The 11,941-nt window shown below is 63.8% G+C and carries 9 protein-coding genes; 3 read left to right on the forward strand and 6 right to left on the reverse strand.

Features of this window, described 5'->3' with window-relative positions:
* Window positions 1–43 precede the first annotated feature (43 nt).
* Genes C9990_RS14705 through C9990_RS14715 form a run of 3 tightly spaced genes read right to left on the reverse strand, consistent with a single transcriptional unit; the run spans window position 44 to window position 3,596 of the window.
* The gene (locus C9990_RS14705) at window positions 44–991 is read right to left on the reverse strand and encodes a dihydrodipicolinate synthase family protein (RefSeq protein WP_065908289.1); all 948 of its coding nucleotides are present in this window, start codon (window positions 989–991) and stop codon (window positions 44–46) included.
* 40 nt (window positions 992–1,031) lie between these two features.
* Window positions 1,032–1,958, reverse strand: coding sequence for a 4-hydroxyproline epimerase (locus C9990_RS14710; protein ID WP_106803741.1), 927 nt, complete (start codon window positions 1,956–1,958; stop codon window positions 1,032–1,034).
* A 12-nt stretch (window positions 1,959–1,970) separates the two neighbouring features.
* Complete coding sequence (locus C9990_RS14715; RefSeq protein ID WP_065908293.1) at window positions 1,971–3,596, reverse strand: APC family permease; 1,626 nt, start codon at window positions 3,594–3,596, stop codon at window positions 1,971–1,973.
* A 187-nt stretch (window positions 3,597–3,783) separates the two neighbouring features.
* On the opposite strand from C9990_RS14715, the gene C9990_RS14720 reads away from it, so the two are divergent.
* Together C9990_RS14720 and treS are read left to right on the forward strand one after the other, a co-directional pair.
* Window positions 3,784–4,563 (forward strand): AraC family transcriptional regulator, encoded by a 780-nt coding sequence (locus tag C9990_RS14720; protein WP_065908295.1) that lies wholly within the window; start codon window positions 3,784–3,786, stop codon window positions 4,561–4,563.
* A gap of 85 nt (window positions 4,564–4,648) precedes the next feature.
* Window positions 4,649–6,715, forward strand: coding sequence for a maltose alpha-D-glucosyltransferase (gene treS / locus C9990_RS14725; RefSeq protein WP_065908298.1), 2,067 nt, complete (start codon window positions 4,649–4,651; stop codon window positions 6,713–6,715).
* Here treS and C9990_RS14730 read toward each other — a convergent pair.
* Complete coding sequence (locus C9990_RS14730; RefSeq protein ID WP_106805657.1) at window positions 6,712–7,611, reverse strand: LysR family transcriptional regulator; 900 nt, start codon at window positions 7,609–7,611, stop codon at window positions 6,712–6,714. The two genes, treS and C9990_RS14730, sit on opposite strands and share 4 nt — an antisense overlap.
* Before the next feature lie 95 nt (window positions 7,612–7,706).
* Between C9990_RS14730 and C9990_RS14735 the strand changes: the two genes are divergently transcribed.
* Window positions 7,707–8,384 carry a nitroreductase gene (locus C9990_RS14735; protein ID WP_065908300.1) on the forward strand — a complete coding sequence of 226 codons (678 nt, stop codon included), beginning with the start codon at window positions 7,707–7,709 and terminating at the stop codon, window positions 8,382–8,384.
* 55 nt (window positions 8,385–8,439) lie between these two features.
* Here the strand turns inward: C9990_RS14735 and C9990_RS14740 are convergent, their stop codons facing one another.
* Window positions 8,440–9,642, reverse strand: coding sequence for a dipeptidase (locus C9990_RS14740; RefSeq protein ID WP_106803742.1), 1,203 nt, complete (start codon window positions 9,640–9,642; stop codon window positions 8,440–8,442).
* 2 nt (window positions 9,643–9,644) lie between these two features.
* A complete protein-coding gene (locus C9990_RS14745; RefSeq protein WP_106803743.1) occupies window positions 9,645–11,933 on the reverse strand; it encodes a TonB-dependent receptor in 2,289 nt (762 codons plus the stop codon).
* Window positions 11,934–11,941 lie beyond the last annotated feature (8 nt).

Genomic DNA, 11,941 nt, shown 5'->3' on the forward strand with positions numbered 1-11,941 from the left:
AGAGAGGATGGCCGCCGTGAGCACCACGGCGGCGCGTCACGCATCAGTCGCGGTTCTGCTCGGCCGACCAGTCGGCGTACCACTGGCGGAACAGCGCGTACTGGGCCTCGGCATAGCGCCGCTGGGCTTCGCTGAGCACATCGCTCGGGTTGAAATGCAAGGCGTAGCCCTGGTCACCGTTGAGCACCATCAGGTGCTTGTAATACAGCACCAGGTCGCAGCCTTCGTCGAAGGACGACAGCACCGCCAGCGCAGCTTCCAGCTCGCGCGCCAGGCGGCGGGCCTTGGCATCGCCCTTGGCCGCTTGCTTGCTCAGCGCCACCAGGTGCAGCACTTCGCGCGGCAGGGCGTTGCCGATGCCGGTGATCGCGCCGGTGGCGTTGCAGTTGACGAAACCGTGCACCACCTGGGTATCGACGCCGACCATCAGGGTCACGCTGTCGTCCTGGGAGGTGATGTGTTCTGCCGCGTAGCGCAAGTCGGCACCGCCGCCGAACTCCTTGAAGCCGATCAGGTTCGGGTGTTCGCGGCGCAGTTCGAAGAACAGCTCGGCACGGGTGGCGAAGCCGTAGTAAGGACTGTTGTAGATCACCGCCGGCAAGTTGGGCGCGGCCTTGAGGATCGCCGAGAAGTGCGCCTTTTGTGCGGTGGCGGAGGCACCACGCGAAAGCACGCGCGGGATCACCATCAAGCCATGGGCACCGACCTTCGCCGCATGGGCAGCATGGGCCACGGCCTCACGGCTGTTGACCGCACCGGTGCCGACGATGGTCGGCACCCCGGCGGCGACCAGGCGCGCGACGCCTTCCTGGCGCTCGGCTTCGGTCAGCAGCGGCCAGTCACCCATGGAGCCGCAATAGACCACGGCGCTCATGCCGATATCGATCAACTCGCGGCCCTTGGCAACCAGGGCGTCGAAGTCAGGCGTGCGCGCGGCGGTGCACGGGGTCATCAGGGCAGGGATGCAGCCGGTGAAGATGTTGTCGCTCATTGGGTAAACTCCTAACCACGTTCAATCAAAAGGGATGGGCTCAAATGCCCCAGGCGAAAGGGTCTTGCGCGTCGATCAGCAAGGTGCTGTCGGCGGTGATGTAGGCGCGGCCGGTGATGAACGGGCGCACTCGCTCGCCGTCCCATTCATAGCGGCCTTCGAATTGGCTGCCGGTGATGCTGGCTTGTACCCAGGTTTCGCCGGGTGCGAGCTTGGCGTCTGCGGCCAGGCACGCCAGCTTGGCGCTGGTGCCGGTGCCGCACGGGGAGCGATCGTAGGCTTTACCGGGGCACATCACGAAATTGCGGCTGTCGGCCTCGGCATCGTCGGCGAACAGTTCGATATGGTCGATCGGCGCGCCATCCGCACCCTGGATGCCCTGGGTTTCCAGGGCCTTGAGCATCGCCCAGGTGTAATCGGTGAGGGCGTCGACGTTGTCCATCTGCAGGCGTTGGCCATGCTCGGACACCAGGAAAAACCAGTTGCCACCCCAGGCGATATCGCCCAGCACCACACCATGGCCCGGCACGTCCACGGCGACCTGGCGGCGATGGCGGTAGGCGGGCACATTGCGCAGGGTCACTGCGCCGTCGGCGTGCAGCGTCGCGGCCACCGGGCCGACGGGGGTGTCCACGGTGTGCACGCCCGGCGTGATACGGCCCAGATGGTGCAGGGACGCGATCAGGCCAATCGTGCCGTGACCGCACATGCCCAGGTAGCCGGCGTTATTGAAGAAGATTACCCCGCAGGTGGCACCCGGCGTGACGGGCGCGCAATACAGCGCACCGACCAGCACCTCGTTGCCGCGCGGCTCCAGAATGCAGGCGCGGCGCCATTGGTCATGCTCGCTGCGCAGGTGCTCCAGTTGGTCGGCAATGGTGGCGCCACTCAGGGTGGGGAAACCGCTCATCACCAGGCGCGTTGGTTCGCCGCCGGTGTGAGAGTCGATCACATGCAGTCGCTTCATAAAACGCTCCAATCAGTGGGTAGCCGGGGCCAGCGGTGCGTGGGATGGGGACTCATCGACGGCTTCACTTTCATCCGCTTCGTGTTCCAGGCGCACCAGGTGGGCCGGCACGCCGGTGGCGGCGCCCCAGTAGTAGATGCCGAGTGCGCAGACCGCGACGACGACGGTGTCGAACGGATGACTGAGCACGCCGATGCCGCCGAAACTGCCGAGTTTGGACAGCAGGATGGTCACTGCGTAGAAACCGATCAGCCACGCCGACGAGCGCACTTGTTGCTTGAGGTTCAGGTGCGCGGTCGGCACCCAGCGGGCGCACAGCAGGTACACCACGAACATCAGGATCTGCAGGCCAAGCAGCCACGACACGGTGCTCCAGCCCGACCAGTACACGATCAGTGCGGCGATGATGAACGACAGCGGGCCGAGCACTGCCATGCCCTTGACCCGGAACGGCCGCGCCATGCCCGGTGCATTGCGACGCAGCGCGGCGACGGTCACCGGGGCCACGGCGTAGCTGAGGATCAGCGCGGCGGACACCACGTTGATCAGCGCTTCCCAGGACGGGAACGGCAGGGTCCAGAACACTGACAGGGCAAAGGTCAGCCACAGTGCCGGGCGCGGGATGCCGGATTTCTCATCGATGCGCGTGAAAATCTTGAAGAACGTGCCGGTCTGTGCCCAGCCGTACACCACGCGCGGCGTGGCGTTCATGTAGATGTTGCCGCAGCCGCTGGGCGAAATCACCGCGTCGGCCACCACCAGGTAGGCCAGCCAACCCACACCCAGCGCGAGGGCGATATCGCGATACGGCAGCGCCAGTTCCTTGCTGATCCCGGCCCAGCCATTGGCGAGCATTTCGGTGGGTACGCCGCCGAGAAACGCGGTCTGCAGCAGCACATAGATGGCGGTCGACAACAGCACCGAGAGGATCAGCGCAATCGGAATCGTGCGTTGCGGGTTCTTCACTTCACTGGCCACCGAAATGATCGGCGTCAGCCCCAGGTAGGCAAAAATCACCCCGCCTGCCGACACCGCCATCTCGATGCCCGAGAGGCCGAACGGTGCAAAGCCGTGCACTTGGAAATTCGCCGGCTTGAAGAAGGTGAACAACACGCCGATCACCAGCAACGGCACGATGAACTTGAACACGCTCACCAGGTTGTTGGCGATGGCGAAGGTCTTCACGCTGCGGTAGTTGAGCACGAAGAACAGGCACAGCAGGGCGAATTGCACCAGCCAGCCGAGGGTGGTCGGGTCACTGGAGCCGGTCTTGGTCAGCTCGGGAAACCACGCGGCGGCGTATTGGCGCGAGGCGACCACTTCAATGGCGACCAGGCTGGAAAACGCGATCAACGTGATAAAGCCCATCAGGTAGCCCAGCAACGGGCCGTGGGAGTACACCGGGTAACGCACCACGCCGCCGGCGCGGGGCAATGCCGCGCCCAGTTCGCAGTAGACGATGCCCAGCAGCAGCACCGCGAAACCACCGATCAACCAGGAGAAAATCCCGGCTGGACCGGCGATTGCCGAGACGTGGCTGGCCGCGAACAACCAGCCGGAACCAAAGATCGCACCCAACCCGATAAAGGTGAGGTCCATCAACGAAAGTTGCTTCTTGAACTTGCCTTGACCTGACATAGCGTCGCCTTCTTGTGAGTTATTGGATAGGCATGCAGTGGCGCTATCGTGAACGCATCGGCAGGGCGCCGATTGATGTTTTGCGCAAGCGCGAATGACGAATTCAGCACAGTTTTCCGCGCTCGACAGCGCCCCGGGCATGCGGCAATCTGCTCGGCGTCCGCGTCAGAAAGTGGGGAGAGAGACCATGCTGCACAGCGCATTTGCGACCCTTTGCCAAGGGAGCGAGGCCAGCCGCCCGCACAGCATCGAGCAGCTATTGGCCGGCGTCGCCCAGTTGCTGCCGATGCTGGATGTGATCCCCAACGCCGCGATCTTCATCAAGGACATGGACGCCCGTTACCTCCTCGCCAACCGCACCCTGGTGCAACGCTGCGGCCTCAAGCAGCTGCAGCCGCTGCTGGGCAAGACCAGCGCCGAGGTGTTCCCCGCGCAGTTGGGGCCGGGCTACACCGAGCAGGATCGGCGCGTGCTGCAAGAAGGGTTTGTGCTCGAAGACCAGCTTGAACTGCACCTCTATGGCACCCGCGAACCGGGCTGGTGCCTGACGCACAAATGGCCGCTGTACAACCACACGGGCCAAATCATCGGCCTGGCCGGCCTCTCGGTCGACCTGCAATCGGCCAGCGAAACCCACCCGGCCTACCAGCGCCTGGCGGCGGTGGACGAGCACATCCGCGCGCACTTCAACCGTCGCGTGACCCTTGGTGAACTGACGCGGATCGCCGGTATTTCCGTGGCCCAGCTGGAGCGTTACTGCAAGCGCGTGTTCCACCTCACCCCCCGGCAGATGATCCAGAAAGTGCGCCTGGAACACGCCCACCGGCTGTTGCACTCGGACATGCCGATTACCGAGGTGGCGCTGCAATGTGGCTACACCGACCACAGCGCGTTTACCCGCCAGTTCAAGGCGTCGACGGGGTTTACGCCGAGGCAGTATCGGCAGGCGACCGGCGGACCGGATTAGCCCCCGAACATCGCAATGCAACGAATGGCCCGCGTACGCCTCATATGTCTACGAGTAATGTTTCACGACGACAGGTACCAAACTTATGACGGCGGCTGAAAACAACCATGTGAACTGGCTGGTAGAACAATCGATGCTGCATGCGGCTCGCCAGCGCGCCAAGCTCTATTCGGGGCAGGGCCGGTTGTGGCAGCAGCCGTACGCCCAGACCCGGCCGCGTGATGCGTCGGCTTTGTCGTCGGTGTGGTTTACCGCCTACCCGGCGTCGATCGTGACCCGCGAGGGCGGTACCGTGCTGGAGGCGCTGGGGGACGAGAGCCTGTGGCATGCGCTGTCGAAAATCGGCATCCAGGGCATTCATAACGGCCCGCTGAAGAAATCCGGCGGCCTGACCGGCAGCACGCACACGCCGACCATCGACGGCAATTTCGACCGCATCAGCTTCGAGATCGACCCGCAGCTGGGCACCGAGGCGCAGTTGCAGGCGTTGACGCGCATGGCCGCAGCGCACAATGCGGTGATCATCGACGATGTGATTCCGTCCCACACCGGCAAGGGCGCGGACTTTCGCCTGGCCGAGATGGCCTACGAGGATTATCCCGGCCTGTACCACATGGTCGAGATCCGCGAGGAAGACTGGCCGTTGCTGCCCGACGTGGCCGAAGGGCGCGATGCGCAGAACCTCAGCCCTGCGCAGGTGGATGCGCTGCGCGACAAGCACTACATCGTCGGCCAGCTGCAGCGGGTGATCTTCTTCGAGCCGGGCGTGAAAGAGACCGACTGGAGCGCCACCCAGGTGGTGATCGGCGTGGATGGCAAGCCGCGTCGCTGGGTGTACCTGCATTACTTCAAGGAAGGCCAGCCATCGCTGAACTGGCTCGACCCGACCTTCGCCGCCCAGCAGATGATCATTGGCGATGCCTTGCATGCCATCGACGTGATGGGCGCGAAAATCCTGCGCCTGGATGCCAACGGCTTCCTCGGGGTGGAGCGCAAGCTCGACGGCACGGCCTGGTCGGAAAGCCATCCGCTGTCGATCACCGGCAACCAGCTGCTTGGCGGCGCGATTCGCAAGGCGGGCGGCTTCAGTTTCCAGGAATTGAACCTCACCGTAGATGACATCGCATCGATGTCCCATGGCGGCGCCGACCTGTCCTATGACTTCATCACCCGTCCCGCGTACCAGCATGCGCTGCTGATGGGCGATGCCGAATTCCTGCGCCTGATGCTGCGCGAAATGCATCGCCAGGGCATCGACCCAGGCTCGCTGATCCACGCGCTGCAGAACCACGATGAACTGACTCTCGAGCTGGTGCACTTCTGGACCCTGCACGCCCACGACACCTTTCTCTACCAGGGCCAGACCTTCCCCGGCAACATCTTGCGCGAGCACATCCGCGAGCAGATGTACGAGCGCCTGGCCGGCGAGCATGCGCCCTACAACCTCAAGTTCGTCACCAATGGGGTGTCCTGTACCACCGCCAGCATCATCACGGCGGCGTTGGGCATTCGTGACCTGGAGGCGATTACCCCGGCGGATATCCAGCAGATTCGCCAGATCCATTTGCTGTTGGTGATGTACAACGCCATGCAGCCGGGGGTATTTGCCTTGTCGGGCTGGGACCTGGTGGGCGCGCTGCCCTTGGCTGCCGATGAGGTGGCACACCTGATGCAGGACGGCGACACGCGCTGGATTCATCGCGGCGCCTATGACCTGGTAGAACTGAACCCTGAGGCCGAACTGTCCGCCGGGCAGATGCCGCGCGCGAAAAGCCTCTACGGCAGCCTGAACAGCCAGTTGCAGGACCCTGAGTCATTCGCCTCGCAACTGCAGAAAATCCTCGCCGTACGCCGCGCCTACGACATCGCGGCGAGCCGCCAGATCCTGGTGCCGGACGTGCAGCATCCAGGCCTGCTGGTGATGGTCCACGACTTACCGGCGGGTAAAGGCACGCAGATTACCGCGCTGAACTTCGGCGCCACGCCGATCACCGAAACCCTGCACCTGCCCGACATCGCGGCCGGGATGGTGGTGGACATCATCAACGAGCGGGTGGAGGGCGATCTCACTGCCGAAGGCGAGTTCACCATCACCCTGGATGCGTATGAGGGGCTGGCGCTGCGGGTGGTCAGCAGTTCGCCGATGCTCTAGGGCCCGAACGCCGCCATCGCTTCATCAATGAAATGCCGCAGCTTGGCGGTGCGCTGGCGGTCGGCGGGGTAAATCAGGCTCATGGGCTTGGAAGGCCCTTCAAAGGTGGGCAGCACCCGCACCAGTTGGCCGCTGGCGAGTGCCGGGGCCAACAGGTCGAGTGCTGCCATCACCACGCCAAAGCCGGCAATCGCCGCCTTGAGCTGCGCGTCGGCACTGTTGACCCGCAACCGGCTGCCCACCTGCACCGGGTAGGCTTTGCCGTGGCGGGTGAACGTCCACTCCTTATCCATCACGCGGTCGGTGAACACATACCCCAGGCAGGCATGGTCGGCGAGGTCGCTCGGCTGTGCGGGGGTGCCGTGTGCCAGCAGGTAGGCCGGTGACGCGCATACCAGCAGTTGGTAGGGGCGCAATGGCCGTACCACCAGGCTGGTGCTGTCGGCTACGCCGGGATCGCCGATGCGAAATGCCGCCTCTATGCCCTCGGCAATCAGGTCGACGTAGCGGTCGGTCAGGTCGAGGTCGATCTCGACGCGCGGATGCTGCGCCAGGAAGTGGTTGATCACCGGCATCAGGCTCTGCGCGCCAAAGTTCTGCGGCGCGCTGATCTTCAGCGCGCCCATCGGTTGGGCATGCGACTCCAGCGCCAGCGCATCCGCGGCTTCGACATCCGCCAGCACGCGCACGCAGCGCGTGTAGTAGGCGCGACCGAACTCGGTGAGTTGCTGGCGCCGAGTCGTGCGGTTCAACAAGCGCACTTGCAGGTGCTGTTCCAAGTGATCGATGTAGCGCGCGATCATCTGGGGTGACAACCCCAGCGTGCTGGCGGCGCCCGCGAAGGAGCCGGCATCGGTAGCCGTGACGAAGACGTGCATGGCGCGAAATTTATCCATCATTCATCACTTTCAGTTGTTAATGTGTCAATTAGTGGTCTGTTTATCTTGATCAGGGTGGCGAATAGGCTAGCACCTTTTCCAGGAGACCTCCGATGAACCCGCCAGAAATCTTCCAGCACATTGCCCGCAGTCGTCGTGTAACGCGGCAGTTTTTATCGACGCCGTTGACCGAGCAACAGATCAATCGCGTGCTGCTCGACGCCCAGCACAGCCCGTCCAACTGCAACACGCAGCCGTGGCACGTGCACATCGTCAGTGGCCATACCCGTGACCGTCTCTCGGCCGCATTGCTCGACGCCGACAACCGCCAGCACTTCACCGCCGATTTCGAGTTCGACATCGACGCCTATACCGGCGTGTTCGCCCAACGTGCGCAAGACAGTGGTCGCGCCCGCTATGAGGCGATTGATATCGGCCGTGATGACCACGCCGCGCGCCTGGCCTGCCTGCGCCACAACTTGACGTTCTTTGATGCTCCCCACGTGGCCTTCTTGTTCATGCCGCACATCGGCGATCACGTGCGTTCGGCCGGCGATATCGGCATGTATGCGCAGACCTTCCTGCTGTCGTTGCAGGCGCGCGGGCTAGGCGGAATTCCGCAGACCTTGTTAGGGATGTATGCCGATACGGTGAGGGAGGTGTTGGGGGTGAGTGAGGACTTGAAGCTGATGTTCGGCATTTCATTCGGCTATGCCGATGCGCATTCTGCCTCCAATTTTGTCGAGGTGGGCCGCGCCGCGTTGGAGGACAGCGTGGTGAGGCATTATTGAGCCCTGCCAGTGAACGGCTGGAGCGCGCTCGCCAGCGCTCCAGCACGTTGCGCCTTCAGGGTTGCGCGCGCGCCTGCGCCGCCTGCAACACCCGCAGCAGATTCCCGCTCCAGATATTCGCCACCTGCTGCTCGTTGTACCCGGCATCCAGCAAGCGCTGGGTTACCACCGGCAATTGGCTGACGTCTTCCAATCCGCTCACGCCACCGCCGCCATCCCAGTCCGCACCGATACCGACATGATCCGGGCCGGCCACTTCCAGCAGGTGCAGCAGGTGCTGCATGAAGACATCGAGGTCGGCCTTGGGCTGGGCAAAGCGCTGGTTGATCGTGTCGCGTTCCTGGTAAAGGTCCTTGATTTGCTTCGGACTGAGGGCGGCGAGGTTGTGAAAGCGTGCGCCGAGCGCGGCCATGGCTTTGTTGCGCTCCGGTTTGGGCGTCAGCGGGATCAGGTAGTCGCTGTAGGCGTTGACCTGAATCACGCCACCTTTTGCCGCCAGTTGGCGCACGCGGGCGTCGTCGAGGTTGCGCGGGTGCGGGTTGACCGCGCGGCTGCTGGAGTGCGAGGCGATGATCGGCGCGCTGGACAACGCGAGCATCTGGTCGAACACCGCATCACTGGCATGCGACACATCCAGCAGGATGCCCAGGCGGTTGGCCCGTTGCACCAGGTCGCGGCCCTTGGGGCTCAGGCCTTTCCATTCGGGCAGTGCGGTAGCGGAGTCGGCCAGGTCGTTGTTCATGAAATGCACCAGGCCGAGCATGCGCAACCCCTGGCGATAGTAGGTGTTGAGCAACGCGGGGTCGGAGCTGAGCGGGTCGGCGTTCTCCATGCTGATGAAGACCACGCGCTTGCCCTCGGCGGCGATACGGCGGGCGTCGTCGGCGGTGAGGGCCAGGGCGAAGCTGTCGGGATTGCGGTCGATCACATCGCGGATGCGGGTCAGGGTCGCCAGCCCATAGGCGCTGGCATACGCACGGCCTTCCTCGGTGCGCGGGCCCTGGGGCGTGTACACCGCGAAGAAACCACCGTCCAGGCCACCTTCGCGCATGCGCGGCAAGTCGACCTGGCTGCCATCCTGGCGGTAGTCATGGCGTTCGAGAATGTTCCAGCCGGGGCGGGTCAGGGTCAGGGGGGTATCCAGGTGGCTGTCGAGTACCAGCAGGCGTTGGTGCAGGGCCAGGGTCGCGGGGCTGACCACGGTGTCGGCATTGGCCAACAACGGCAGCAAGGCGAGCAGCAGCAGGCGCTTGTTCATGTTCAGAACTCCATGCTCAGGGTGCTTTGGAAGGTGCGCGGCGAGCCGGGGCGGAAGACCGCGGGGCCGCTGGTGCTGGTGAGGATGTAGCCCAGGTAGTCCTTGTCGAACAGGTTGTCGACGTTGAAGCGCACCTTCACATTTTTCAGCGGCCCGTAATGCAGGCGCTCGCCACCCAGGTCCAGGTAGGCGTTGTAGAGGGTGTAGCCGGGCACCGATTCGCTGTTGGTGAAGTTGCTGTAGCGCTCGCCGATATAACGCGCCGAGAAATTCAGCACTGCCCATGGCGCCAACTCATAGGTCACGCCGGCCTGGGCCAGCCAGCGCGGGCTGTCGGGTACCTCGTTGTGCTTGATCGAAAGGCCGCCGGCATCGTTCTGGAACGTCGAGGTGTTGTAGGTCAGGTTGCCGTTGAGCACGACTTTGTCAGCCAGGTACGGCAGCTTCCATTGTCCGCTCAGTTCACTGCCGTAGGCCTGCACCTTGCCGACGTTCTGGTAGTAGGTTTCGACCTGGCTGCTGCCGGGGACCGGCGAGGCGAAGGCTTGCAGGCGGTTGTCGAAGTCGGTGCGGTACAGCGCCCACGCAGCGTTGAAGCTTGGGCGATTGATGCGGTAGCCGACTTCATAGTTCTTCGCGCGCTCGGCTTCCGGCGGTGGTGCGCTGGGGCTGGCGGCGCGGAAGATATCGTCGGCACCACGCGGCAGCGCCATGTTTTCCGAGTAGGAGGCGAACACCTGGGTGTCGTCGGTCAGGTTGTAGACCAACCCGGCCTGGGGCAGGAACGCGTCGTTCCACTGGGTCGCGATACGCGGCTGGCGGTTGTTGATGTAGTCGCCGGCATTGCGGTAGCCCTCGATGCGGTATTTCAGGTGCAGGCTCTTGAACCCGTACTGCAGGCGCAGGCGATCATCGAGCAGTGTCCAGGTGTCCTTGAGGTGGTACTGCAGCGAGTCGCGAGTGGAGCTGAAATCGCCTTGCAGGTGCACCGGCTCATTGAACAACGGCTCACCGGCCGGGCTGCCGTCGGTGAGGTTGTAGCGCGCCTGCTGACGGTTGAACACATCGGTCTCGGCCCACAGGCCGGTGTCGATCTGGTGCTGGCCGACCTCCCATTGCAGGCCGGTGCGGCCGCCAAATCGATGGCCGCTGAGGGACGACAACCCGTATTGCACGCCGCGAGGTGCGAACAGGCCATCGACGTTACCTTCGGCGTTGTGCAGCGCCAGGGAAGTGGCGTAGGCCTCGGGGGATACGCCAAAGCCTTTCTTGGCCTCGTAGTACAGCGTGGTGTAGTTGAGCAGGTCGGGGCGAATCTCGAACTGGCCGCCGAGGCTGTACAAGGTGTCGCGCCGCTGGTTGACCGCCTGCTTGTAGAACTGGTTGTAGTTGGTGTTGCTGTAGCGCACGCCGGGCACGGTCTCGGGCAAGTCGGGCAGGCTGCCGAGATAGGCGAAGTAACGGCCCGAGCGGCCGAACGGGTCGTTGGCGCTGCCGTCGTACTGGGCGATGCTCACGTACGGCGAGTCATAGTCGTAGAACGCGTTGTGCACCGCGCGCAGCCATACCTCATCACGATCACCGAAGCGGTAGCGCACCTTGGCTTCCAGGTGCTCGCGGTCAATGGTGCCGGGACCGCGCCACAGGTCGCCGTCGATTTTCGAACGGCTGAAATACGCCGACAGGCCCTGGTACTCACCGCTTTGCAGCTTGACGAAACTGCGCCGCAGGCTGTCGCTGCCTAGGGTGTAGGAGAGGCTCGCGCCGGGCTCGACCGTGGGGTTGCTGGTCTGGTAATCCACATACGGGCCCAGGGACGCGTAGCCCGATTGCGAGACATCGCCGGCGCCGGTGGAGGCGGTGACCCGCTCGGTGTTTTCGTTGTCGACATAGCGATAGATCGGGCTGCCGCCAAACTGGTCGGTGCGCCCCAATGGGACACCGTCAATGGAAAAACCGATCTGCTGCAGGTTGAACGCGCGCACGAACACCGAGTTGCCGAACTCATACAAGCCCAGCGCATCGTTGACCTGCACATTGAAACCGGGCAGCGCCTCGAGCATTTTCAGGCCCGAGGTACCGGCCGGTGCCGACAGCAACGCCTGGTGTGAAATGGTCAGGGTATTGCTGATCTTGTCTTCGCCGATGGCGGCGCTGGCCTCGGTCACGCGCGCGCCGACCACCTCGACTTTGCTCAGTTGCGGTTCGGTGGAACTGGCGGCCTGCGCCGCCCAACTGGAATCGGCCACCAACAGGCTGGCGAGCAGGGTTTTACGGTACTGAGCAATCATTGTCTGTC

The organism is Pseudomonas sp. S5D5, assembly GCF_003013355.1.
GTDB classification, from domain to species: Bacteria; Pseudomonadota; Gammaproteobacteria; order Pseudomonadales; family Pseudomonadaceae; genus Aquipseudomonas; species Aquipseudomonas aylmerensis.

Excerpts from the sequence above, each read along its gene's own strand:
- C9990_RS14705 (WP_065908289.1), bottom strand. The coding sequence starts at position 991 with ATGAGCGACAACATCTTCACCGGCTGCATCCCTGCCCTGATGACCCCG.
- C9990_RS14710 (WP_106803741.1), bottom strand. The coding sequence starts at position 1,958 with ATGAAGCGACTGCATGTGATCGACTCTCACACCGGCGGCGAACCAACG.
- C9990_RS14715 (WP_065908293.1), bottom strand. The coding sequence starts at position 3,596 with ATGTCAGGTCAAGGCAAGTTCAAGAAGCAACTTTCGTTGATGGACCTC.
- C9990_RS14720 (WP_065908295.1), top strand. The coding sequence starts at position 3,784 with ATGCTGCACAGCGCATTTGCGACCCTTTGCCAAGGGAGCGAGGCCAGC.
- treS (WP_065908298.1), top strand. The coding sequence starts at position 4,649 with ATGACGGCGGCTGAAAACAACCATGTGAACTGGCTGGTAGAACAATCG.
- C9990_RS14730 (WP_106805657.1), bottom strand. The coding sequence starts at position 7,611 with ATGGATAAATTTCGCGCCATGCACGTCTTCGTCACGGCTACCGATGCC.
- C9990_RS14735 (WP_065908300.1), top strand. The coding sequence starts at position 7,707 with ATGAACCCGCCAGAAATCTTCCAGCACATTGCCCGCAGTCGTCGTGTA.
- C9990_RS14740 (WP_106803742.1), bottom strand. The coding sequence starts at position 9,642 with ATGAACAAGCGCCTGCTGCTGCTCGCCTTGCTGCCGTTGTTGGCCAAT.
- C9990_RS14745 (WP_106803743.1), bottom strand. The coding sequence starts at position 11,933 with ATGATTGCTCAGTACCGTAAAACCCTGCTCGCCAGCCTGTTGGTGGCC.